Genomic DNA, 24,332 nt, shown 5'->3' on the forward strand with positions numbered 1-24,332 from the left:
TCCGTATGCTTACTTGAAGGATGTTCTTACACGCCTGCCGACGCAGCGTGCGAGTGAGATAACCGAGCTGTTGCCGCACAGGTGGGCGCCCGTTTAATCACACAAGGTGTGTTGGGCGGACGCTTACGCTTTTTATGTGGTTTGCATTTGATGTTCTGTCGGTATCGAAACAGAACCACTCTACTTGAACGTCAGAATCTGAACGACCATCTTTGTGAAAAACCTGATCAATAACACTGATTAAATGATGCAGATTCCCATTCACCACCTATATTTATTAAGCTGCCTGATGCGGTAGGTGGGAAGCGTAGCTGTCCGATTTCTCCACACCTTGGGACCCCCATGGCCTGAAATCGAGGCGACTAACATGTTCAGTCAATCCTCCAAGATGGAATTTGAACCAAGACCCAAATCGCAGCATCCCAAAATTAATGTGGGCTGGGGCCTGATGGCCATAGCGATCACTGTGATAGCTGTCTGTGCAGCTTGGTTGCAACCACTCTACCCATTTCCAATGAAGCCTATGGCCGAGCGAAACCTGGTCGATCAGGTGCTTTACCCCATTGAGTCCAATGGCGACCTGAGACTATGGCATTCAACAACGACGCTTAACTCCATTGCTGCCTCCCCTGACGGAAAACACCTGTTGGCTGTCGGCGGCAGCGGTGCAGCAATTTACTCCGAGGATAGCGGCAAACACTGGACCAAACTGATCACTGGTGTAGACGATGCGCTGACATACGCGTGGATCTCAAACGACGGCTTGGAAGCGGGTGCCATCACTTCCACGGGTTTGAGCTACAAGATGAGCGTTTTTGGCAACGCGTGGACTTTGGATGAGAGCATTGCTCGATATGAGTTTTCAAAAGACGTTGCACAGAGCCAATTGCCGTCACTGAACTTCAATAATCGGTCACCTGAAAACTCTAATGGGATGCCAGCGGGGACACAGATTACAAGACATCTACCCCCATCTGAAAACCTGAATAACATCCGCCCTACTGATGTCCGTCAGATGAAAGGCGCTGCCTACCCTTTACCCCCAAACTGCAATCAAACATGGGCCGTTGGTGACTTCGGCAGCATATCGACGAGTTTCGACTGCAGCGCGAGTTGGGAGCTTCAAGCCAGTGCAGCACCTGGTAGCCTATTCGCCGTAACATTTCTCGCTGACGGCAAGCACGGTTGGGCGGCAGGATTTAATGGAGCTTTACTCAGAACTACCGATGGCGGTGACCATTGGTTACCCACAGACGCAGGTACTCAAACCATCCTGACCTCCATAATGTTCCTGGAAAATGGCACTGGCTGGCTAGCCGGAGCAGACGGCACATTGAGGACAAGCAAAGATTTTGGCCGCTCCTGGGTCAAACTTGATATACGACCGCAATTGCCAGGGCTGCACTTTGTATATTTTCATCCTGATGGACTGCAGGGTTGGGTTACTGGCGATAACGGAACTTTTCTGGCGACTATCGACGGCGGCCATACGTGGTCATCAGTACCGTTGCCTTCAAGCGAGCTATTGAATTTACAGTCCATCAGGTTCTCTCCGGACGGAATCAACGGGAGCGCCACCGGCAGTGAGGGCATGGTGGTTACCACCGACGGTGGTAAAACCTGGAATGTACAATATACACCGGAGGGCAAGACCCGAGTGGCCGGAACCGCGGCTTACAGCAGCGGTACAGGCTCTAGCTGGATTGCGCGCGATGAAGGCCAGATGCTTTCGACGACCGATGGCTGGAAAACCACTCACTACAGCTATTCACCTGCGCACTCCACTCGGTTAGCCATGTGGTTCAGCAGTGACAAGGAAGGCTGGGCCGTAGGTTTACATCCTGCCCTTACCAGAACCTCGGATGGCGGTGAAACCTGGACAATCGTCCCCTCACCCATTCAATACGCCCGCTATCCAGCTCCTTGGTTCTGGGCTTCACTGCTTCTAATCGGCGGGTTGTGGATACGCACATTCCAGACTAAACGTCCTCCCGTGGAAGATGGCGTTGCTGCGATTGCGGCGTCGGATGCGCCAACCCAATCGTTCTCGCAGGACCGGCTTAGCTTCGGCCCTTTGGCCAAAGGTATCTCTCGGTTTCTGCGTAACGAGGCAACTGAGCCGCCACTGACGCTCGCTATTTCCGGCGATTGGGGGACAGGCAAAAGCAGTCTAATGAAGTTGATTTGCAAAGACCTGGAAAGTAACGGATGCCGTCCTGTGTGGTTCAACGCCTGGCATCATCAGAAGGACGAACAATTGCTGGCTGCGCTGCTCAGTGCGGTGCGCGAACAATCGCCCCCCTCCTTTTTCGCGGGTGGTTGGTTATTCCGTTGGCGACTCCTACTGCTACGTTCTAGAAAACACTGGTTCGTCACAACTGTCCTGCTGTTGGTAGGCGTCTGGGTCACAGGGTACCTGTGGGCCCATGAGGCAAGCCAATGGCAGCCGCTTTCGACTTTAATCAATGCAGTTGCTACCGCTGTGCAGCAAGGCCCTACGGCGCTGAACTTAGACTCACCGAGTTTGGCACCACTGGCGGCAAAGCTGGCGGGGCTGGTTACGATATTTGTCGCCTTGCGAAAAGCACTGACAGCCTACGGTGCGGACCCCGCCGTCTTGCTTTCCAACTCGGTCGAGCAGTTTCGACTCAAGGAGGCCAGTGCCCTCACTAGCTTCCGATCCCGGTTCGCCCAGGAGTTTGATGAAGTCACTCAGTGCTTGCCTGGGCGTTTGGTAGTGGTTATCGACGATTTGGATCGTTGTCGTGCAGAGGCTGTTTTAGAGGTCATGGAAGCCGTCAACTTCCTGGTTTCGTCAGGCAAGTGTTTTGTCATTTTCGGTATGGCCACCAATCGCGTTCAGGCGGCATTGGCCCTGTCCTTCGAAAAGATCGCCCAGGAAATGACCGAGCTCGATATTGCCAGTCAAGCTTCGTTCACCCCTGAAGCCAAAGCCGAACTTGAACGTACTCGGCGACGTAAATACGCTCGGGACTATTTGGAAAAACTGGTGAATCTCGAGATCGCCGTTCCTGACACGCCCACCGATGAACCCCACAGATTGTTGGAAGAGTCGTCACCCGATTCGTCGCAAGATAAGGCCGGCCCTTTCAAACGATTGAAGGTAGCCGCGGCAACGATTGGCTTTGTTATCGCAATCGCTGGTACTTGGTACTTGGGGGGGCACTATCAATTCCCTGTCATACCGACGCAGGCGGCTCAAACAGACGTACAAAACAAGGCCAAATCCTCACAACCCAGTGAGGTCGGCCAATCGAAATCGGACGTGTCCACTCCAAACAAAGCCAGCCTGGATACCGCAGCAACCATCAATCCCTACCCAATGCATGAGCCGGTTGATACTCGCAACAATATCGCCTTCACTCTCATTGCCATTACCTTAGTCGTGGTCGCAGCGGGTATTGCGTACGCGCTTTTTCGGTTGCGGCGCAGCCTGTATCAAGTACAAGACTCGCCCGCCTTCAAAGCAGCCCTGGTGGCCTGGTTGCCTTTAGTCAAACGGCACCGCAAAACGCCTCGAGCCCTCAAACGTTTTGCTAATCGGCTGCGATACCTGGCCATGCTGCAACAGGCACAACGTCTCGACCAGAACGGCTGGGATACACTACCCAAACGGCTCAAAGCATGGCTTGGGCTATCGACCGCACCCGAGCAACCTTCTGACGCTGAGATCAGTATTGACGAACACCGGATCGTGGCACTGGGAGCCCTCTATGAAGTATTCGGCAGTGATTGGAAGAATTGCGCTCAAACAAACTTCCCTGAAAATGAACTCGCCCAAGTCGCCGCAACATCGCTCAAGGCCTACTGCGTCCAGAGCATGGGTATAACGTGGCCACCTACGAAGGAAGAGCTGCAGAGCTTCGAAAAATCGCTGTCGGGGATACGAATTCCGTCTTGATGACCGTGTCCAGCCGAGAGTCGTGAAATCGGGAGCGGAAGGCGCCCGTTTTCAGTGTCCTGTCTTGGAATGCGCTATTGGGCATCGAGCAAAGTCTCATACCGCTATGCCATAGCGTTCCCCACGTCCGCCGAGGGCGGCCTCGTTTGGGGAGACACCTTGAGCATAGCGTGCAAGAACCCCCTGAATAACTGCATTCGTTATGCCGGCCGATCCGGTGGCACGCCGGATACTCCTCATATGGTGCTGACCGAGTGCAGAAATCAGCCGCGCAGCAATGTTCAATCAAGCAAATTAAACATCCGCGAAAGGCGCATGTTTAAGCGTCCTACTGCTCACGTCCTGAAAGCTACAAGACCTTGCGTCGTTGCCTACGGTTACGCCAGAATCCGCCGGCTTGTGCGCCTGTGGCCCGCTCGGTAACTTGATTCCCGTCACTGCCCATCAGTGATCGGGTTTAGCAGCCCGTCATGTACTGAAGCGCATTTGCATCCAGACAGTCAGGTCATTTCAGGCCTGCACTTCATGGTAGCTGTGCGTAGGGCGCCTTCGGGCGCGCCGGTTTGGTACTCCCCGGTCTGCTAACCTGCGCACAGCTGCCTCCCTACGTTTAGCAGCGATAGGTGACGGCTCCAACTGTTTGGAGTACCAAAATAATGATCAAACCTTCACCCAATCCGCCAGACACCGATCCGGCATCGCCCTATCAAAGCCCCGATTCAAACAAACTCAACGAAGCCGCCGAACGCGCCCTCGATTCCCACGTCCCCTCAACTGCCGACATCAAAGCCACCCCACGCACACACAGCACCCTGTTCACCGTCGACCCGCACGCCACAACCGAAACCCTCGCGGTTTATCTGGTCGAGACACTGGCCTCTGTCGACGTGATGGTTCATCACCTGGTGGATCATCTGGACGGCGGATCGCGCCACGCCTTGTTGGGTATTTCCAACAGCATCATGCTCGCGGAAATCACTGCGAACCGGATGCTGGATCAGATCGATCCACCCGCTTGAGGCAAACCCATCCGCGATGCGGGCTATGCAGCGGTCCCTTTTTTATCGGGGACCGCATTTCACCGGAGGGCCATTCCACTAACCAAACCAGCCGCGGCTCTATCGAACGATCAAGCCCCCCTACCCTATCGGCTGCTTACTCGACATCCTCGTAAGGCAACCCCACATAGTTCTCCGCAATGTTGACCAACCCAGCGTGGGAGTTGAAGAAGTACTCACGATCAGCCTATTGCAGGCTTCTGGTCCCACGCATCTTTATGCTCGCCAAAATCGTGCAGCAGGTTGGTCATGAACCAGCTGAAACGCTCGCCTTTCCAGACACGCCGCAGTGCCAGTTCGGAGTATTTCTCCGGCAAGTCGGTGCGGCCTTCCTTGTAGACCTTGACCAAAATTCGATACAGGCAGTGCACGTCGGAGGCGGCCAGGTTCAAGCCTTAGGCGCAGGTCGGCGGCACGATGTGCGCGGCGTCGCCAACCGGGATCAGCTTGCCGTACTGCATCGGCTCGACCACCGAGCTGCGCAGCGGCGCGACGCTCTTTTCCAGCGAAGGACCGGTCGCCGGCACCCCCGGCTTGCCGAGCCAGCCCGCCGGCCATACCATTCGACTATTCCTCAGGCGGAGGAGTCATTGTGAAGCCGGTGATGCTCCTGACGCGCATCCTGGCGCCTGCCATCGCTCTGGCGCTGGCATCCGCCGGCCTGCATGCCGACGACCCGTTCGCGCCGTTGCGCGACGCCATGGTGCGGGAGATCGCCGCCATGTCGTCCGTCACCCGCGACGAAACCCGCAGGGCCGAGTTTGCCGCGCCGGTGATGGCCGCGATGGCCAGGGTGCCACGCCATAAGTTCGTCCCGCCCGACGAGGTGCGCTACGCCTACGAGAACCGCCCGCTGCCGATCGGCTACGGCCAGACCATCTCCCAGCCTTACATCGTCGCCCTGATGACCGACCTGACGCAGGTCGGGCCCGGCGACGTGGTGCTCGAGATCGGCACTGGCTCGGGCTACCAGGCGGCGATCCTCGCCGAGCTGGCGCAGGCGGTCTACACGATGGAGATCATCGAGCCGCTGGCAGTGCAGGCCGGGGAGCGCCTGGGCCGGCTGGGCTATGCGAAGGTGCAGGCCCGGCTGGGCGATGGCTACCACGGCTGGCCCGAGCACGGACCTTACGACGCCATCCTCGTCACCGCCGCCGCCAGCCATGTGCCGCCGCCACTGATCGCCCAGCTCAAGGCCGGCGGGCGGATGGTCATCCCGGTCGGCGCGCCGTTCATGATCCAGTACCTGCTGCTGATCGAGAAGGCCGGCGATGGCAGTGTGTCCACCCGGCAGGTGCTGCCTGTGCGCTTCGTGCCGCTGGTCGGAGGCGGCTAAGCATGCATTCGCCGCCGTTGCTCGCCCTCGCGCTGCTGTCTGCCTCCGCGCTCGGCTATGAGGTGCTGCTGCTGCGACTGCTTTCGATCATCCAGTGGCACCATTTCGCCTACATGATGATCAGCGTCGCGCTGCTCGGCTACGGCGCTGCCGGCACCGCCGTGGCGCTGGCGCGGCCGGTGCTGGCGCCGCGCTTCCACAGCGTGTTCATCGGCGGCGCGGTGCTGTTCGGGCTGAGCGCGATCGCCTGCTTCAGCCTGGCCCAGCAGGTTCCGTTCAATCCCCTCGAGATCCTCTGGGACGCGCGGCAGTCGGCGCGCCTGCTGCTGATCTACCTGCTGCTGTTCGTGCCGTTCTTCTGCGCGGCGGTGTGCATCTGCCTGACCTTCACCTGCTTTCAGGAACAGATTCACCGGATCTACGCCTTCGACATTCTCGGCGCCGGCGTGGGCAGCCTGGCGATCGTCGCCGCGCTGTTCGCCCTGACGCCCGTCGATGCACTGCGGCTGCTGGGGGGCACCGGCATCGCCGCCGGAGCGCTGGCCGGCATGGCTTGCACGGGGCATAGGCGCTGGCTCGTGCCGTTGCTGCTGGCGGCGGCGGTCGCGGTGCCGGCCGGCGTGCCCGGGCGCTGGATCGCCCTGTCGCCCTCCGAGTACAAGGAACTGAGCCAGACGCTGCGTATCAAGGATGCGCGCGCAATCGCCCAGACCTGGAGTCCGCTGGGCCTGCTCACGGTCGTCGACAGCCCGACCATTCCCCTGCGCCACGCGCCGGGCCTGAGCCTCAACGCGACGCAGGAACCGCCCGCACAACTGGCCATCTTCACCGACGGCGACGGCCTTTCCGTGCTGAACCGCTATGACGGGCGCCGCGAGCCGCTCGCCTACCTGGACTACCTGACCTCGGCTTTGCCCTATCACCTGCTGCGCCAACCCCGGGTGCTGGTGCTGGGCAGCGGCGCCGGCGCCGATGTGCTGCAGGCGATGTACCACGGCGCCAGCGCGGTGGATGCCATCGAACTGAACCCGCAGGTGATCGATCTGGTCCAGCGCCGCTTCGCCGACTTCTCCGGCAAGCCGTACAGCGCGCCCAACGTCCGTGTGCTGATCGGCGAGGCGCGCGGCCTGGTGGCTTCGCGCAGCGAGCCTTACGACCTGATCCAGATCGCCCTGCTGGACTCCTTCGGCACCGCCTCGGGCGGCCTGCATGCGCTGTCCGAGAACTACCTGTACACGGTGGATGCCTTCGACGAGTACCTGCGCCATCTCGCGCCCGGCGGCCTGTTGGCCATCACCCGCTGGGTCACCCTGCCGCCGCGCGATGTTCCCAGGCTGCTGGCCACCGCGGCCGCGGCCATCGAGCGCGACGGGCAGGCCAGCGCGGCGCGCCGCATTGTCATGATCCGCGGCTGGAAGACCGCGACGCTGCTGGTCAGCAACAGGGATTTCGACGACGCCCGCATCGCCGTGCTGCGGGAGTTCTGCCGGGCGCGCTCCTTCGACCTGGCCTACTACCCCGGGATGACCGTGGCCGAGGCGAACCGCTACAACCTGCTCGACCGGCCCTGGTTCTTCGAAGCGGCGCAGGCCCTGCTGTCCGGCGAGCGCGCGAAGTTCCTGGCACGCTACAAGTTCGACGTGCGTCCAACCATGGATGACCGGCCGTATTTCTTCCACTTCTTCAAGTGGCGTTCGCTGCCGGAACTGCTGGCGCTGAAGGCGCAGGGCGGCCTGTCAATGCTGGAGTGGGGCTATCCGGTGCTGATCGCCACACTGCTGCAGTCCAGCGTGGCCGCCGTGCTGCTGATCCTGGCGCCGCTATGGGTGGCGCGGCGGCGCCAGCGGCGCTCTCGGAATGCGGCTTTGGCCAGGTTCGAACGTCGGGTCGTGTCCTACTTCGCCGCCATCGGCTTCGCCTTCATGTTCATGGAAATCGCCTTCATCCAGAAGTTCACCCTTTTCCTCAGCCATCCGTTGTATTCGGTGGCGGTAACGCTCAGCGCGTTCCTGATCTTCGCTGGCCTCGGCAGCCGTTACTCCGGCCGGCGGCGGGGGGACATTGGAACTGGCGTGGGGCTCCGTCATCCGCTCGCGCGGCCAGTCCTGGCGATCTGCGCGATCGCCCTGCTCTACCTGATCGCCCTGCCCCCGTTGTTCCAGCTGCTGGCGCCGGTGGGGACCCTCGCCAGGTTCGGCATCTGCGCCGCGCTGGTAGCGCCGCTGGCGTTCGCCATGGGCATGCCGTTTCCGCTCGGACTCGGGCGCGTCTCCGCGCGCGCCGAAGCACTGGTGCCGATCGCCTGGGGCGTCAACGCCAGCGTATCGGTGGTGGCGGTCGTGCTGGCGACCCTGCTGGCGATCCACCTGGGCTTCACCGTGGTGTTGCTACTGGCGTTGCTGCTGTATCTCGCGGCGGCGGTCGCGTTTCCCTGATCGCGGCGGTTCGGAGCTAAACGTCAACAGACCCTGGTGAGACGGATGGCCTGTTGGAACGCCGCTTGCCGCAGTTCACACGTCTCGCCGTGTCGATCAGCGAGGGCTTTTTCCAGATGAAGGGCTAAAGCTAGGCGGAAATCACGGTGAACCGGATGCTGGATCAGATCGATCCACCCGCTTGAGGCAAACGCGTCCGCGATGCGGGCTATGCAGCGGTCCCTTTTTTATCGGGGACCGCATTTCAGCGGAGGCTCATTCCACCAACCACCACCTGAACCGCTCGCCCTTCCAGACCCGGCGCAGGGCCAGTTCGGAGTATTTCTCCAGCAGGTCGGTGCGGCCTTGACCAGGATCCGATACAGGTAGTGCACGTCGGAGGCGGCCAGGTTCAGGCCTTTGGCGCCGGTCGGTGGCACGATGTGCGCGGCGTCGCCGACCAGGAACAGTTTGCCTTACTGCATAGGCTCGACCACGGAGCTGCGCAGCGGCGCGATGCTCTTTTCCAGCGAGGGACCGGTCACCAGTCTGTTGGCCACGTCTTGCGGCAGGCGGGCCTTGAGTTCATTCCAGAAACGCTCATCGGACCACTGTTCGACTTAAGAACCACTTAGAGATGTAACGCATCTGTTTGATGGTGCGAACGTACTCGCCCCACTTGCCCAGCACCCCGTTCCAAACGAACAGGAAGAACAACACGGCAACGGCGTTGAAGGTGGTCAACACGGCTGCCGCCAACATGAACTCGGCATTGGTGTCGTACTTCAGGTCCGCATAAGGCGCTTCGAACCAAACTGCGGAGCCTGGAACGTACCAGGCCCCCCAGAGCACGGCGCACCACAATGCCCACGTAAAACCCCAGCGGATGCTGCTGGTGGTGAAGCGCGACCGTGCCTGGCTCAGGCTTGGCTGATTTATGTAGATGCCGTTGCTGGCTTCAATTGCTTGTCGTGCAGGAAGGCTTCCAGTGAATCGTCCATCGCATCCATCCACGGCGTGTGATGCACGGGCGCCAGGGTGCCGGTCAGCGTGGAGCGGTAGCTTTTGTTGCGATAGCCGAGGATATCGGCTGCTTTGTGATGCTCCCACTCCTTGAAGATATCAGCCACGGCGAGCACATCGAAAGGCGGGTAATCGGTTGGCTCAAGCAGGTCGAGTATGTAGGCGGCTTGATAGTCGATGGCTTCAAAGGGATCGGCCACTAGCTCTTCGCGGGCCACCCATTCACGGCTGTCACTGGCCATGGCTTGTTCTGCTGGCAGCTTGATACGGCCAAGCATAATGTCCCGGGCATACCAGGCCTGGGCATCGAACATGTTGAAGGTGTAGTACTGATCCTGCATGCCGAGGAACATCAGCTTCGGATTGGCCAAAGACACGATGCCTTTATACAAGCCTTCCGGGTACAGCCGGTTGCGCGTGTCCAGCGTCAGCTCGTTGGGCAGGAACGGGAAGTGATGCCGATACCCTGTGCACAGGATGATCGCGTCGACCTCTTTGCTGGTGCCATCCTTGAAATGTGCGGTCTTGCCGACCACATGGGTGAGCAACGGTACTTCGGCAAAGGATTCCGGCCAATCAAAGCCCATAGGCTTGGTGCGATAGCTGAAAGTAACCGATTTGGCACCGTACTTGTGGCACTGCGTGCCGATGTCTTCTGCCGAGTAACTGCTGCCAACCAGCAGCAGATTTTTGCCTTGAAACTCGCACGCATCGCGGAAATCATGGGCGTGCAATACGCGACCGGGAAACTGCTCCAAGCCTTTGAAGTAAGGAGCGTTGGGGGTCGAAAAGTGCCCGGTGGCGACGATTACGTGATCGAACTCTTCGGTGATCAGTTGGTCTTGCTTGAGGTCGCGCACGGTGATCGCGAACTTGCCGGTGCTCTCGTCATAGGCAACCCAATGCACCGCTGTATTGAAGCGGATGTACTGGCGCACATTGCTTTTGGCGACGCGGCCGATGATGTAGTCACGCAACACGGCGCGTGGCGGGTAGGAGGGAATCGGCCGGCCGAAGTGTTCTTCGAAGCTGTAATTGGCGAACTCCAGGCATTCCTTGGGGCCGTTTGACCAGAGATACCGGTACATGCTGCCATGGACGGGCTCGCCATGCAGATCCAATCCGGTGCGCCAGGTGTAATTCCACATGCCGCCCCAGTCACTCTGCTTTTCGTAGCAAACGATCTCGGGGGATTCAGCGTCGTCGCAACGGGCGGCTTCAAATGCACGTAACTGTGCCAAGCCGCTAGGGCCGGCGCCAAGAATGGCAACTCTAAAAGTCATAAAGACTCCTTTTTTCAGGCGGTTCATCGCACGCGGGATCTTGTTGGCCCTGGCGACGACTGAGCGCGGAAAAGAGAGACGCTCGTACCGGTAACGGTCGGGCCATCAAGCTCTGGGTGATGCGCACTAAAATCGGCTTAACCGATGGCGCAATGTGATGAAGGCTGCATCTGTCGGTGAAACAGAAGGCCGGGGGTGGGCAGGCCACCAATGAAGCGAGGGTTCTCGAGAAAACGCTGGAAGGCAGCGTTCGATCCGGTCAAACAGGAGAAGAAATGCTTGAAACCGGTCAGAACCTTAACACACCTGACGTAGGGAGAAGCCTTTTTCCGGCAAATAACGATGCAATGGTTCATCACCTGGTGGATCATCTGGACGGCTGGTCGCGCAATGCTCTGCTGGGCATTTCCAACAGCATCATGCTCGCGCAAATCACGGCGAACCGGATGCTGGATCAGATCGATCCGTCCGCTTGAGGCGAACGTTCGCAATGCGGGCTATGCAGCAGCGGTCCCTTTTTTATTGGGGACCGCATTTCAGCGAAGTAAAACAAATAGATCCGTCCCCTTAATTCTTTAATTCTCACGGACAGCATTTCGCACCTTGCGTTAAGTAGAACGTTGCATATGGCCTGCCACTGGACTGCCGGGCAGGCCGTACACCAATACCCGTCTAGCTGCTGCTGATGCTGACCGGCAGCTTTGGGTCGATCTCTGCCAATCATGGTTTCATTGGTAACTTCGTTAGCTGATGTCTTGACTGAACCCATCTCAATTATTTTGGCTAGCGCCCCCATGCATCCATTTCGGGTCGCCCCCCAAGAGGTAACCTTCCGCATTTGCTAAGGAAAGGGCTTCGAGCAGCACCTGCTCCAGGATGGCAAAAAAACATTTGATGTGAGCCTGTTTCAATGCCTGAGGCCGGGTCACCAGATAGACTTCCATATCTGGAAGTTGGAGATCCGGGAACAACTCGATCAAGTCCTTTGCCAGAATACGGGGCAGTACTGCCACACCCATTCCTCGCCTCACCGATTCGAGCTGAACCGCGAACGAGTTCACACTGATCTGCGCGCGGTCCAGGCCACCGGTTTTTGCCGCACGCATTTGCGGCAACATATCCAGTGGGGGAAGCAAGGCAACATTGACCGCAGTGGCCGGGGTCACCCCTGGAAACCGCTTCAGATAACCTGCATCAGCGAAGACACCGTAGGCGAGCCGGCCTATTGGTCGATAAATCAGCGACGGCTCACCCAGATGAGCTGTACGTACAGCAATGTCTGCCACGCCGCGGACGATCTTGTGAAAGTCGGCTGTTACCATCAGCTCCACCGAGCAACGCGGATGCAGAGAAGTGAAGCGACTCGCGGCCTCCAGCACACAAGACGAGAACCCCTCTCCTGCACTGACCAAGACACTGCCAAATAGCCCTGTGTGTAGCTCGGATATGCCAGCAGCGGTTTGACGCCTCAAGCCAGCTTCCGCAGCCAGGGCAACTTCCACGAGGGATTGGCCCCGCGAGGTCAACCAGCATCCCTCAACGCCCCGCTCGACGAGTGGCTCGCCCAGTGCGACCTCAAGTTGGGTCAGGCGGCGGGACACGGTAGACGCCGCGATACCCAGCAACTGGCCAGCTTGAAGGAAGCTGCCACGCCGCGAGACTGCCAACAGCAGACGAAGATCGTCCCAATTTGCTTGCAACGCCATGCGTCCTGTCCTCCCTGGTCTGCATATGTGCAAATCCATTATGCAGTAGTCGCTGTTTTTCGGGAGAGGCCTCAAAGGTATATCTACAGGCCCTCGAAACGAATGGAATGGATTGTATGACTACTGGCCCCAACGACTATGCGGAACGCGCCTCAAGAGCCTTCAATCGCCGTGATGTGGAGGCGATGCTTGCGTTGGTTTGCGAAGACTTCATCTACCTCGATGGTATGGGGATTCAAACCGGTCGCGAATCCATGCGCAAACGAGAGACTGCGCTGTTCGAAGCGTTCCCTGATGCCCAAGTGAGCTTCACCACATTCATGGTCGCTGACGATCGTTTGGCGCTGACTGCCATACTGACCGGAACCTTCGCCGCACCCTTGGTGCTGCCAGGCAGGGTGATTCCACCCCATGGACGCCATATTACCGTGCACTACGCCGCACACTTCACCTTCAGAAACGGACTGGCCATCCGTGAAGAGGCCTTCTTCGACAGTGCGGTGTTGATGCCGTCAGCCGAACAGGGTGAGGGTTGAGCCATGCGCAGCGCATTTGTTACTGGAGCAACCGGCTTGCTGGGCAACAATCTAGTGCGTGAATTGGTCGCTCGTGGCTATACGGTCAAAGGCCTGGTCCGCTCAAGAGCCAAAGGTGAACAGCAGTTCAACAATCTGCCGGGAGTGGAGCTGGTCGTTGGGGACATGGCCGATGTCGACGCATTCGCAGCATCGCTGCAAGGTTGCGATACGGTGTTTCACACCGCGGCGTTCTTTCGCGACAACTACAAGGGCGGCAGCCACTGGAAGGAACTCGAAAAGATCAATGTCGACGGTACGCGGGACCTGATTCACCAGGCCTACCGCGCCGGTATACGACGGTTCATCCATACGTCTTCCATTGCCGTGCTAGACGGCGCACCTGGAATGTCCATTGATGAGACATGTCTGCGGGCCGACGCCGATGCCGATGACTACTACCGAAGCAAGATCCTCGCCGACCGTGTCGTCTTGTCGTTCCTGAAGCTCCATCCCGAGATGCATGCCTGCATGGTCCTGCCTGGCTGGATGTGGGGCCCTGCCGACATTGGCCCGACCTCCTCGGGACAGTTGGTTAACGATGTCGTGCAGGGTAAATTACCCGGCCTGATCCCCGGTAGCTTCTCCGTTGTTGATGCCCGCGATGTGGCATTAGCGCAGATTGCCGCGGCCAAACATGGGCGGCGAGGTGAGCGCTATCTCGCGGCGGGCCGGCATATGACAATGCGTGAGCTGGTGCCTATTCTTGGACGCATAGCGGGCGTCAAGACACCCGTTCGACAACTACCGCTCCCCTTTCTATTCACCTTGGCGGCTGTGCAGGAGATTTATGCGCGTCTTACCAGCAAGCCCATTCTGCTGAGCATGGCCACGTTGCGCCTGTTGGTACGAGAGAAGGATCGCACCTGTTTCAACCACAGCAAGAGTGAACAAGAACTTGGCCTAAGTTTCCGAGCAATAGAGCTGACAATCACCGACACGGTGGCGTGGTACCGCGATCACGCTTGGTTTTAGACACAAACCTTAAGTTCTCGGAACCGCACTTCTTCCACATTGACCGCACACCAGAACAAGGACGTAAACATACTGTGAGTAGGGAAATAATCTTGATGCGTCACGGCCAGCCAAAGCTGGTCGCAACCGACAAAATGTCAGTGCTGGAAATGAAAGACTGGATCGAGCAATACAACCAGTCCGAAATAACCAACCAACCCGTGCCGGATGCCAGCATGCAGCTCGCCGCAACCGCCACGGTGATTGTCTCAAGTAGCGCGCCTCGTGCGCTAACCTCCGTCCAGGCTCTTGGCCTGAAGCCCGCCCTCGTCGACGCGCTTTTCTGTGAAGCGCAACTGCCTTATGGTCACTGGAAACTGCCCCGGCTATCGCCGTTTACCTGGGCATTTATACTTCGAGTCTTATGGTTGTGCGGCTACTCACGCAGAGTCGAATCCGCCGGCACTGCGAGGATACGCGCCAGCACGGCAGCTCGACGACTTCAGTCCCTTGCCAGCGAAGGACCGGTTCTGCTGCTCGGACATGGCTTTATGAATCGAATGATCGCCAAACAACTGGTGGCAGATGGATGGATTCGCCAAAAACGTAACGGCAGCCGGTATTGGAGTGCAACGGTGTATCAATATGGCGGTGTTTAAAAGATGCCATCTGGCGCGGGGATTAAACGAAGAAAGAACGGGAGCGGGCGCGCAAGGATCAGGGATAGGCTCTGCTGTTCTCACACAGATTTTCAAAGAGGCGGATGCGGCTGCGTTCCCTTCGGCCGATCCGGTGGCACGCCGGATACGCATCACATGGTGCTGGCCGAGTACAGAAATCAGCCGTGCAGCAATGTAGATCAAGCAAATTAAACATCCGCAAAAGGCGCACGTTTAAACGCCCTACGGCTTACGTCCTGAAAGCTACAAGACCTTGCGCCGTTGCCTACGGGTACGCCAGAATCCGCCGGCTTGTGCGCCCCTGCCCCGCTCGGTAATTTGATTCCCGTCACCGCCCATCAGTGATCGGGTTTAGCAGCCCGTCGTGACGAAGCGCATTTGTATCCAGACAGTCAGGTCATTACATGCCTGCACTTTATGGTAACTGTGCGCAGGGCGCCCCCGGGCGCGCCGGAATCGTCTCCGCCGGTCTGCTAACCTGCACACAGCTGCCACCATTCGTTTAGCAGCGACTTAAAACAAATAGATCCGTCCCCTTAATTATCCTCAATTAATCTGCACAACAACCGGACCTTCCGTAACGATCGGCGGCTCCGCGCGGATATCTGATGCATTTTTCTGAATCCACTCACGTGCGACTTTCAAGCTCGCATCGCTGCCGGCCTTGTCCGTGCAAACAGTCACCGCCGTACCACCATCACCGGTATTCAGCAGTGTGTAGCTGACGAGGCCGGGCACGGTCCGCAGGGCAGCTTCGACGTCGGTTTTGCGCTCTTCCAAACGCTCGAAAAGCCGCCTTGCTCCAGTACCCAAGTAGGTTCTTATCACCGCATACATAGCCGTCTCCTTTGAGAGCAGCGTCTCGATGCCTATCCAGAATCGCTTATGGCCGCTCTCACCCAAGTTTCAATTCACCCCGATTTATTAAGCTTAGCCTCACGCCGGAGACGAGCGAAATGCCACGACCACCGGCCGCCGTTGGCCGTTTTCTGCCGCCGAAGAAAATCCAGTGCGCGTGATCATCGTCCAGCTTAATCCTGGCCCCGGCTCACCGTCCCAATATGCTAAGAAACTGTCCCGCGGCGCCCATAGCCCCGTGCCTGAGCTATCTACTATAGGACCCGTCCCCCTGCCCATTAAGTGGGGCCAGTTACCTATACCGGGTGCACATCTTGCGCACCGCCGTACAAGCACGGATTGGAGACAACAATGACAACAATCGCCGACATCCAGAACACCCCTGCATCAGCCTCTCCCTCGGCTCCGAACATCATCCGGTCGTCGGTGCGACAGCATTCGATCAAGGTGGAGCTTTGCACGCCCGCCATCGGCGCAGAGCTCAGCAATGTCAGCCTTGTCGACGCTGCCCAGGACCCCGAACTGATCGCGGAAATCAGGGCCCTGTGGCTCAAGCACAAAGTGTTGTTCTTTCGCGACCAGAACATCACGCCAATGGAGCAACAGCATTTCGCCGCGCAATTCAGCGAACTGGAAGCCCATCCCCTGGCGCCGAGCCATCCGGAGGCGGACAAGCTGCTGATGCTGTACCGCAATCTCGATCCCAGCAAACCCAAGAGTTATGTCGAAAAGGCCAGCCGCGAAAATCTCTGGCATGCCGATGTCACCTACAAGAAGGCGCCGCCGCGCGGCGCGGTATTGCGCTGCGAAATGGGTCCGGAGACCGGCGGCGACACTCTGTTTTCGAACATGGTGATGGCCTACGACAATCTGCCCGACGCCATCAAGCAGCGGATCGAGGGCTTGTATGCCAGGCACGGCGCCGAGCAGACCTTCGGTGCCCAGTTGCCCCGCGAAGAACGTCACGCAATGGCACTGAAGACCCCCGGCGCTGAACACCCAGTGGTGCTTATCCATCCTGAGACGGGTGAAAAGGTGTTGTTCGTCAACTCGGCGTTCACTACCCACTTCTCGAATTTCTTCAACTTCGAGGACGTCCGTTACGGCCAGGACTTCATGCCCGAGGCTCATCATTTGATGAACTACCTGATCTCCCAGGCCGCCATTCCGGAATATCAGGTACGCCTGAAGTGGCGCACCAACACCGTTGCCATGTGGGACAACCTGCAGGTCCAGCACTACGCGGTGGCTGACTACGGCAATGCGCCAAGGAAGATGCTGCGCGCCACCCTCGCGGGAACCCCGCTGACCTGACCCTGACGGCCTGCACCCGACAAGCCAGGGCACCCGATCATCAGCGATGGTCGGGCGATGCTGGCCGCCGAAACTTTCTCGATCAGAACAACAATCAATGGAGATACCTATGCTCTACGAACACGTCGACACCGCCGTCATCGATGGCGAATCCCTGCCCTGGATTCCGTTTACCCCTTATGCGGATAACGTCCTGCTGAAGTACTTCAAGCTCGATCCGATCCGTGGCGAATGGATCGTCATGATGAAGGCGCCGATCGACATGCAACTGCCCAAGCATCACCACACGGGTACGGTGATGGTCTACACCTTTGAAGGCCAGTGGAAGTACAAGGAGCATGACTGGGTCGCCGGCCCGGGCAGCATCGTGTACGAGACGGCCGGATCGACTCACACCCCGGAAGTCGTCAGTACCGGCAGTGGCGACGGCTATGTGCTCACGCTGGTTCAGGTCAATGGCGATCTCGCGTTTCTCGATGAGAACGACAACATCGTCGCGCTGGAAAACTGGAAGTCCGGGCTCAAGCGTTATCTCGACTATTGCGAGCAGCATGACATCGCGCCAAAAGACCTCACGGCATTCAACTGATCCGAGTTCCAGGAGAACTCCCGGCATCCCTCGATTCAAGGGGGAGCCGGGACAGTAACCTGATCGCAAAAACCCAGGGGAGGAAAACAGGCTGTCCCGGTTCGCGGTCTTGACGTGGAATCTGACAGAGGGCCCTGGCCGCCTGTCCGCTCCCCGATCACAGACTTATGAACGGAGCGATACCATGCATGGCTTGATGATGCACAAGCAGTTGTTGATTTCCTCACTCATAGAGCATGCCGACCGCCACCATGGCGATACGCAGATCGTGTCCCGCAGGGTGGAGGGCGATATCCATCGCTACACCTTCCGTGACTGCCACCGTCGCGCGCGCCAGGTGGCCAGCGCGCTGACCAGCCTGGGTGTGCAGCCCGCCGACCGGATCGGCACGCTGGCCTGGAATGGCTATCGTCATCTGGAGTTGTACTACGGCGTTTCCGGCATGGGTGCCATTGTGCATACCATCAACCCCCGTCTGCACGAAGACCAGGTCGCCTACATCGCCAATCACGCCGAAGACCAGTACATTTTTTTCGACCTGACCTTCCTGCCGCTGATCAAACTCATCGCTGGCCGCTGCAATACGGTCAAGGCGTTTATCGCCATGACCGATCACTCCCACATGCCGAAAGACGCCGGCATCGACAACCTGCTGTGTTATGAAGATCTGCTGCAACAGGGATCTGCCGACTACGTCTGGCCGATGCTCGACGAGGATGCCGCCAGTACGCTGTGCTACACCTCCGGCACGACGGGCAACCCGAAAGGCGTCCTGTACAGTCATCGTTCATCGCTACTGCACACCTATGCCGCCGCGCTGCCGGATGCCCTGAACTGTTCGGCCCGCGACGTGATCCTGCCGGTGGTGCCTATGTTCCATGTCAACGCCTGGGGGCTTCCGTACATCGCGAGCATGGTCGGGGCCAAGCTGGTACTTCCCGGGCCTGCGCTGGACGGCAAATCGCTGTTCGAGTTGCTCGAAGCGGAGCAGGTTACGCTTTCCGCCGGCGTACCGACGGTCTGGCAAGGGCTTCTTGGGCATCTGGAGCAAACAGGCCAGCATTTCTCCAGCATGAAACGCACCATCATCGGGGGCGCAGCCTGCCCCACGGCAATGCTGCACAGGTTTCAGGAGATCTACGGCGTAGCGGTGTTGCACGTCTGGGGGATGACTGAGTTGAGCCCGATCGGAACCATTGGCACCCTGAAGGCCAGGCACTTTGATATGTCCCCGGCAGCGCGTAGTGCCGTGCAATCCAAACAAGGCCGGGCAGTGTTTGGCGTCGACATGAAGATCATCGGTGCCGATGGCCTGGAACGGCCTTGGGATGGCGCGACGTCGGGTGACCTGATGGTGCGTGGCCCTTGGGTGGTGCGCGATTACTTCAGAAGCGAAGGCGACTGTTCGCCGCTGCTCGAGCACGCAGGTCAGGCATGGTTCCCGACCGGCGATGTGGCGACCATCGATGTCGATGGCTTCATGCAGATTACCGACCGCAGCAAGGATGTGATCAAGTCGGGCGGAGAGTGGATCGGTTCCATCGACCTGGAAAACATTGCGATGACCCATCCGTCAGTCTCCCAGGCTGCATGCATCGCCGCGAAACACGCGAAGTGGGATGAACGCCCCTTGCTGGTCGTCGTCAGGAAAGCGCAGGCAGCACTGACGCGCGAAGAACTGCTGGCCTTTTATGAAGGCAAGATTGCCAAGTGGTGGACGCCGGATGATGTGATCTTCGTCGACACGATTCCACTGGGCGCTACGGGCAAGGTCCTGAAGAACCGTCTGCGCGAGCAGTTCGGCGATCATCTGCTGGTCAAGGCTGTCGGCTGAGCGTAGCAGGGAAACAATCCAGCCCTGTCCATGTGCAATGGCAGGGCTGACGTTGCGGCAGATGCCGGTTTCGTTCGCCCTGCCATTGCACCGACGATCTCAAGGGGCTAAGCGTGCCTCTTGCTCAGACGCCCTGTCGCTGGACACCAGCTGCTCGAGAAATTCCAGCAGCAATTCGTTGACCTGAGCGGGGCTTTCTTCTGCGGCGCTATGGCCCACACCGGGTAGCAGCACCTTTTTGCGCAGTGCGGGTAGATAGGTGTCCATCCGGTCGTAGAGACCACGGATTTCGACCGGCTCCAGGGAAGGGTCGGCAGCACCACCGATGAACAGGCTCGGCTGGCTGACCTTCGCGCCGTCGAGAAACGCGGTGATTTGCCAATTGCGGTCGCGACAGCGGTAGTAGTTGAGCGCACCGGTAAACCCCGTGCGCGTGTACTCGGCAACGTAGTAGTCGAGCGACCGCGGGCTCAACCAGGACGGAAACGCCCCTTTCGGCTCGGTGAAGGCATTGAGAATCGGCTCACCGGCCTCGACGAACAGACGCCAGCGTTCGGCACCGACGGCGCTGCCGGAAATCGAGTAGAAGACGCTGCTCAAGGTCTTGCGCGGATCATTGGCCAACTCGCGATCCGGCTTGTCGAGCTGCTGGAAATACAGGTGGTGGTAGACCCTTCCTTGCGCCATGGCCTGCAAACCCACGGTGGGTTTGACCTTGCCCCGCGGCGGTACAGGTGTGTTGAGCATCACCAGGCCACGGAACAGATCCGGTCGCAACATGGCCGCCGCCTGGGCCACCCAGGCGCCCAAGTCATGCCCAATAATGACCGCGGACGTTTCGCCCAAGGCCGCCATCAAACCCACCATGTCGCCGACGGCCTGGCTCATGTCGTAGGCTTCGATGGAGTCGGGTCGGTCCGATTGCCCGAACCCCCTTTGATCGGGTACGACCACTCGATAGCCGGCCTCGGCCAGTGCCACGATCTGGCGCCGCCACATGTACCAAAGGTAGGGGAAACCGTGCAGCAGGATGACGAGCGGGCCCTGTCCCTCGTCGATGTAATGCATGCGGATGCCGTTGAGTTCGGCAAAGCAGTGGTTGAATGCATCAGGATCGTCGGCATCCACCTGCGCCATTGCAGCGAGCGGCTGACCGATACGCATTGACGTGCGCGTATCCATTTTCTACCTCCATCTTATCAATTGTGGGCCTGAAGGTAGCGCTGAGAGGGTGCCCCGCACTGAGCTTCACAGGACACAATCTTGTGAAATTGGGACAGGGCTAACGCCTGTAGAGGGGCGTCTGCCGCCGCCGGCTTTGGCCGCCTGGCAATGTCCCAATATGCGAAGAAATTATCCCACCATGCTCATAGCGCCGCGCTTGTGCTCCCTAAAATGGGACCGAGCATCCTGCTCTGCGATACGCCAGACCAGGGTTGAAGATCACTCGCGCCAGCAGTGCTTCCACGAGCGCCGTCTTCTCGCTCACTACATCTTCGATGAAAAAGAAACGCCGCCATCGGCCGAGGGAGATCCTACGCATGCCCAAGCTTGTTCGCGCCGCCGTCTTGACCAAATACCTGGAAGTCACCCAGGACCTGGGATTCAACCCGCGGGACGTGCTGGCAGTTGCCGGCCTGAACAAGGCTCAACTGCAAAGCCCGGACTATCGCATTCCGATTGATGCGGCCGTGCGCCTGCTGGAAGATTCGGCCGCCGCCAGCGGTTGCCAGGCCTTCGGCCTGCGCATGGTCGAGTCACGCCAGCTTTCGGACTTCGGTGTGGTCAGCCTGCTGCTCAGCCAGCAGCGCACCCTGCGCGACGCCTTGCAGGTGATGGAGCGCTACCGTCATCTGATGAACGATTCCCTGGGAATCTTCGTTGAAGAGGCCGGCCGGGTGGTGATCATTCGTGCCGAGATGGTCACCGAATCCTTGCTGCCCAATCGCCAGGCCACGGAGCTGGTCATTGGCGTGCTGTTCCGCTTGTGCTCGACACTGCTCGGCTCGAAGTGGCGCCCCTACGGCGTCAACTTCATGCACCAGGCGCCAGACAGCCTGCACCTGCATCGGCGCCTGTTCCGCTGCAATCTGGAATTCGGCAGCGAGTTCAACGGCATTGTTTGCTCCGACGCCAGTTTCGATATGATCAATCCCAATGCCGACCCGGCCATGGCCCGTCATGCCCAGAACTACATCGATTCGTTGCAGCGCGATGACAGCACCTCGATGCTGTACGAGGTGCGCAAGGCCATCTACCTGTTGTTGCCCATGGGGCGCGCCACCATCGAGCAGATCGCCCTGTCACAGGGCATGAACGTGCGCACCTTTCAACGCCGCCTGCAGGACGACGGCTGCGTCTTCAACGACCTGATCAACGACGTGCGCCGCGACCTGGCGCTGCGTTATCTGGAGAACCCGAACAACACGATGAGCCGCATCGCCGACATGTTCGGCTTCGCCATGGCCAGTTCCTTTACCCGCTGGTTCGTCAACCAGTTCGGCATGCCACCGGCGGCGTGGCGTAGCGCGCAGAAACAGTCCGGTCTCTGCGCAGAGAGTGCCGCAGTTACTGAATCCTTCTGAGTACTCATTGACCCTCCGCCTTGCACCGCCGGAGCGCTGACGGGGTCCGGCACGCTCTGACCCTGAAGGCGGGCAATATCTTCCGTGCCGCCGCAACCTGCACTAAGCTCCGCAGGACACAATCTTGCGAAATTGGGACACGAGGGAAATCATGTATACCCTGACGCGAAGTGCCAGCCTCACCGACTATGAACAGGTTGCCCGTTCAGCGGGGCTCGATCCTTTTCGTATGCTGCGGATGGCCAAGCTGCCGGCCGGCGCCCTCGACGATCCGAATATCATGATCAGTAGCGATTCGGTCGGGTGGCTGCTGGAAGAGTCAGCCCGATTGTCCGGCCAGGAGGCTTTTGGCCTGCTGCTCGCCGAAAAGCGACACCTTTCCAACTTTGGCATGCTGGCACTGCTTATCCGCGAAGAGCCAACCCTGCGCGCCGCCTTGCAATCCTGCTTTCGCTATACGCGACTGCACAACGCCGGTGTGCAATTGTGGCTTGAGGATGCAGGCGATCTGACCCTGCTGCATGTGGGTGTGAACATGCAGGGCCATCATGGCGTCTGGCGCCAGGCGATTGAACAGGCAACCGGCATTATCCTGCGCACCTTGTGCATACTGAGCGGCGATACCTTCCGGCCGGTAAGGGTCAGTTTTACGTACGAGCCCCCCTCCAACCTTGAAGTACACCACCGCGTGTTGGGAACCGCGATCGAGTTTTCTCAGGAGTTCAATGCCATCCTGTGCCGCGGGCGCGACCTGGATATGGCCATACCTGAGGCGGACCCGGCGCTGCATCGCGAAGTGAAGCGATCCCTGGACATGCAATTGGCTAACCTGCCCGACGAGCCGGCGCAGCAGGTACGCCAGATCGTCAAGATGCTGCTGCCAAGCGGACTGTGTTCCGTCGATGCGGTTGCCCAGCATCTTGGCATGCATCGACGCACCCTCAACCGACACCTGGCCACTGAGGGTGAGAGTGTCACCACGATCATCAACGCTGTACGGGCTGAACTCGCCGAAGAGTATCTGGCCAACAGCAAACGCCGACTATATGAGGTGGCCGAACTGCTCGGCTTTTCCTCGGCCGGCGATTTTTCACGCTGGTTCCGCAGCCAGTTTGGCAAGACACCTTCGAATTGGGTCGCGTCCTATCAAGAGAGCAAGGCGCCCCCCGAGCCCCGCCGCAATATGGGAAACCTGAAAGGAGGAACACCATGAGCCGCACCCGCCATACCTGCCTGATGGCGACCTACAACGAGTGGATGAACGCAAAGATTTATCAGGCGGCCAACAGCCTGTCTGACGAAGAACTCGCAGCGGACAGGAAAGCATTCTTTGGTTCCATTCTCGGGACGCTGAATCACTTGGTGGCCGGGGATACTGTCTGGCTCAAGCGATTCGCCACGCACCCGGCGAACTACCTGGCACTGGAGCCGATTCGGCAGCTGCCTGCCCCCAGGAACCTCAACGAGTTACTGTTCTCGAGTATCCGCGAGCTGTCGGCACATCGAGTGTGGCTCGATCAGGTCATTGTCGAGTGGTCTCGCTCCATTACCGAGTCGGACCTGGATCACATTCTCAAGTACTCAAGCATGAAGGGAGTGCCCGCTGACAAGAACTTTTATGGCTTGGTCATGCACTTCTTCAACCATCAGACCCATCACCGCGGACAAGTAACGACCTTGCTTTCACAAGCGGGTGTCGACACAGGTGATACGGATCTGGTCATCCTCATTCCATCCGAACCCTGCACATAGTAGAGAATCCCGGCGCCGCAGCGGGTTTTGTCACATCACGTCGGCTCGGCTCGGCTCGGCTCGGCTCGGCTCGGCTAAACAGCGTAGCCAACCATGATGGTTGTCAAACCCGAGTGACGGCAAACGGCCAGAATAGTCATTCGGGTGTGCGTGGAGAAACCGACAAGGAAATACGAGGATCAAAAATGGAGTTCATCTTCGACATCGTAATCAACCTGTTGGCTCATCGCATTGGCGTTTACGTGCTGGGTTTGCTTAGTGGCGGCCGTTTCAAGGGAGAAAGCGGTTTTGCCTGGGGCTGGGCAGTCGCCGTCGGCGTCTTGGTACTGCTCGCTCCTTTCGCGGCTTCCATAGCCTGGCTCGTCCATACCAGTGGCCGTTGAGGTGATGTCCGCTATGGGTCGACAGTTGACACCGACAAACCACGGGGCGAAAGCATCTGAAATGCG

21 protein-coding genes and 4 pseudogenes are annotated in these 24,332 nt (G+C 58.9%); 18 read left to right on the top strand and 7 right to left on the bottom strand.

Features of this window, described 5'->3' with window-relative positions:
• From F8N96_RS33175 to F8N96_RS33185, 4 genes and pseudogenes are all read left to right on the top strand, one after another.
• The coding region (locus F8N96_RS33175; RefSeq protein WP_150799222.1) for a transposase domain-containing protein at positions 1-97 on the top strand (97 nt) is incomplete at its 5' end.
• A 270-nt stretch (positions 98-367) separates the two neighbouring features.
• Positions 368-3,922 (top strand): P-loop NTPase fold protein, encoded by a 3,555-nt coding sequence (locus tag F8N96_RS33180; RefSeq protein ID WP_150801368.1) that lies wholly within the window; start codon positions 368-370, stop codon positions 3,920-3,922.
• Positions 3,923-3,994: 72 nt separating this feature from the next.
• A pseudogene (locus F8N96_RS35970) lies at positions 3,995-4,186 on the top strand (hypothetical protein); the annotation flags it as partial.
• Between the two features lie 392 nt (positions 4,187-4,578).
• Positions 4,579-4,941: a DUF6124 family protein gene (locus tag F8N96_RS33185; protein WP_150801369.1), complete on the top strand. Its 363-nt coding sequence runs from the start codon at positions 4,579-4,581 to the stop codon at positions 4,939-4,941.
• Between the two features lie 136 nt (positions 4,942-5,077).
• Here the strand turns inward: F8N96_RS33185 and F8N96_RS33190 are convergent.
• Positions 5,078-5,498 (bottom strand): annotated as a pseudogene (locus tag F8N96_RS33190) (FAD-dependent monooxygenase); the annotation flags it as partial.
• A gap of 74 nt (positions 5,499-5,572) precedes the next feature.
• On the opposite strand from F8N96_RS33190, the gene F8N96_RS33195 reads away from it, so the two are divergent.
• Together F8N96_RS33195 and F8N96_RS33200 are read left to right on the top strand one after the other, a co-directional pair.
• The gene (locus F8N96_RS33195; RefSeq protein WP_224789449.1) at positions 5,573-6,316 is read left to right on the top strand and encodes a protein-L-isoaspartate(D-aspartate) O-methyltransferase; all 744 of its coding nucleotides are present in this window, start codon (positions 5,573-5,575) and stop codon (positions 6,314-6,316) included.
• A 2-nt stretch (positions 6,317-6,318) separates the two neighbouring features.
• On the top strand, positions 6,319-8,751 hold the full coding sequence (locus F8N96_RS33200) for an SAM-dependent methyltransferase (RefSeq protein ID WP_150801370.1): 2,433 nt from the start codon (positions 6,319-6,321) through the stop codon (positions 8,749-8,751).
• Between the two features lie 264 nt (positions 8,752-9,015).
• Here the strand turns inward: F8N96_RS33200 and F8N96_RS33205 are convergent.
• From F8N96_RS33205 to F8N96_RS33215, 3 genes and pseudogenes are all read right to left on the bottom strand, one after another.
• Positions 9,016-9,350, bottom strand: a pseudogene (locus F8N96_RS33205) (FAD-dependent monooxygenase); the annotation flags it as partial.
• Positions 9,331-9,582 (bottom strand): hypothetical protein, encoded by a 252-nt coding sequence (locus tag F8N96_RS33210; RefSeq protein WP_224794165.1) that lies wholly within the window; start codon positions 9,580-9,582, stop codon positions 9,331-9,333. The pseudogene F8N96_RS33205 and the gene F8N96_RS33210, both read right to left, overlap by 20 nt.
• An 83-nt stretch (positions 9,583-9,665) precedes the next feature.
• Positions 9,666-11,036, bottom strand: a complete 1,371-nt coding sequence (locus F8N96_RS33215; RefSeq protein ID WP_150801371.1) for a flavin-containing monooxygenase — start codon at positions 11,034-11,036, stop codon at positions 9,666-9,668.
• A 176-nt stretch (positions 11,037-11,212) separates the two neighbouring features.
• On the opposite strand from F8N96_RS33215, the gene F8N96_RS33220 reads away from it, so the two are divergent.
• Positions 11,213-11,512 carry a DUF6124 family protein gene (locus tag F8N96_RS33220; RefSeq protein ID WP_150801372.1) on the top strand — a complete coding sequence of 100 codons (300 nt, stop codon included), beginning with the start codon at positions 11,213-11,215 and terminating at the stop codon, positions 11,510-11,512.
• Between the two features lie 294 nt (positions 11,513-11,806).
• Here the strand turns inward: F8N96_RS33220 and F8N96_RS33225 are convergent, their stop codons facing one another.
• Positions 11,807-12,742, bottom strand: coding sequence for a LysR family transcriptional regulator (locus F8N96_RS33225; protein ID WP_150801373.1), 936 nt, complete (start codon positions 12,740-12,742; stop codon positions 11,807-11,809).
• A 116-nt stretch (positions 12,743-12,858) separates the two neighbouring features.
• Between F8N96_RS33225 and F8N96_RS33230 the strand changes: the two genes are divergently transcribed.
• From F8N96_RS33230 to F8N96_RS35830, 4 genes and pseudogenes are all read left to right on the top strand, one after another.
• Positions 12,859-13,278 (top strand): ester cyclase, encoded by a 420-nt coding sequence (locus F8N96_RS33230; protein WP_150801374.1) that lies wholly within the window; start codon positions 12,859-12,861, stop codon positions 13,276-13,278.
• A 3-nt stretch (positions 13,279-13,281) separates the two neighbouring features.
• Complete coding sequence (locus F8N96_RS33235; RefSeq protein ID WP_150801375.1) at positions 13,282-14,292, top strand: SDR family oxidoreductase; 1,011 nt, start codon at positions 13,282-13,284, stop codon at positions 14,290-14,292.
• 95 nt (positions 14,293-14,387) lie between these two features.
• Positions 14,388-14,930, top strand: a complete 543-nt coding sequence (locus F8N96_RS33240; protein WP_150801376.1) for a histidine phosphatase family protein — start codon at positions 14,388-14,390, stop codon at positions 14,928-14,930.
• 49 nt (positions 14,931-14,979) lie between these two features.
• Positions 14,980-15,051 (top strand): annotated as a pseudogene (locus F8N96_RS35830) (GNAT family N-acetyltransferase); the annotation flags it as partial.
• A 446-nt stretch (positions 15,052-15,497) separates the two neighbouring features.
• Here the strand turns inward: F8N96_RS35830 and F8N96_RS33250 are convergent.
• Positions 15,498-15,788, bottom strand: a complete 291-nt coding sequence (locus F8N96_RS33250) for a hypothetical protein (RefSeq protein WP_150801377.1) — start codon at positions 15,786-15,788, stop codon at positions 15,498-15,500.
• A 462-nt stretch (positions 15,789-16,250) separates the two neighbouring features.
• Between F8N96_RS33250 and F8N96_RS33255 the strand changes: the two genes are divergently transcribed.
• The 3 genes from F8N96_RS33255 to F8N96_RS33265 all read left to right on the top strand — a co-directional run bounded on the left by F8N96_RS33255 (position 16,251) and on the right by F8N96_RS33265 (position 19,546).
• Complete coding sequence (locus tag F8N96_RS33255; RefSeq protein ID WP_224794168.1) at positions 16,251-17,123, top strand: TauD/TfdA dioxygenase family protein; 873 nt, start codon at positions 16,251-16,253, stop codon at positions 17,121-17,123.
• Between the two features lie 109 nt (positions 17,124-17,232).
• The gene (locus F8N96_RS33260; protein WP_150801379.1) at positions 17,233-17,712 is read left to right on the top strand and encodes a 2,4'-dihydroxyacetophenone dioxygenase family protein; all 480 of its coding nucleotides are present in this window, start codon (positions 17,233-17,235) and stop codon (positions 17,710-17,712) included.
• Positions 17,713-17,896: 184 nt separating this feature from the next.
• Positions 17,897-19,546 (top strand): 3-(methylthio)propionyl-CoA ligase, encoded by a 1,650-nt coding sequence (locus F8N96_RS33265; RefSeq protein WP_150801380.1) that lies wholly within the window; start codon positions 17,897-17,899, stop codon positions 19,544-19,546.
• A 99-nt stretch (positions 19,547-19,645) separates the two neighbouring features.
• On the opposite strand, the gene F8N96_RS33270 is transcribed toward F8N96_RS33265, so the two are convergent.
• Positions 19,646-20,728, bottom strand: a complete 1,083-nt coding sequence (locus tag F8N96_RS33270) for an alpha/beta hydrolase (protein ID WP_224794166.1) — start codon at positions 20,726-20,728, stop codon at positions 19,646-19,648.
• A 359-nt stretch (positions 20,729-21,087) separates the two neighbouring features.
• Between F8N96_RS33270 and F8N96_RS33275 the strand changes: the two genes are divergently transcribed.
• The 4 genes from F8N96_RS33275 (at position 21,088) to F8N96_RS33290 (ending at position 24,266) form a co-directional block, all read left to right on the top strand.
• Complete coding sequence (locus F8N96_RS33275) at positions 21,088-22,131, top strand: AraC family transcriptional regulator (RefSeq protein WP_150801381.1); 1,044 nt, start codon at positions 21,088-21,090, stop codon at positions 22,129-22,131.
• Between the two features lie 151 nt (positions 22,132-22,282).
• Complete coding sequence (locus F8N96_RS33280; protein ID WP_150801382.1) at positions 22,283-23,344, top strand: AraC family transcriptional regulator; 1,062 nt, start codon at positions 22,283-22,285, stop codon at positions 23,342-23,344.
• Entirely contained in the window at positions 23,341-23,883 is a 543-nt protein-coding gene (locus F8N96_RS33285; protein WP_150801383.1) for a DinB family protein, read from the top strand. Before F8N96_RS33280 ends, F8N96_RS33285 begins: the two co-directional genes overlap by 4 nt.
• Before the next feature lie 185 nt (positions 23,884-24,068).
• Positions 24,069-24,266 carry a hypothetical protein gene (locus F8N96_RS33290; RefSeq protein WP_150801384.1) on the top strand — a complete coding sequence of 66 codons (198 nt, stop codon included), beginning with the start codon at positions 24,069-24,071 and terminating at the stop codon, positions 24,264-24,266.
• The last annotated feature ends 66 nt before the right edge of the window (positions 24,267-24,332 follow it).

The sequence above is a fragment of the Pseudomonas fluorescens genome (assembly GCF_902497855.1).
Classification (GTDB): Bacteria; Pseudomonadota; Gammaproteobacteria; order Pseudomonadales; family Pseudomonadaceae; genus Aquipseudomonas; species Aquipseudomonas fluorescens_BI.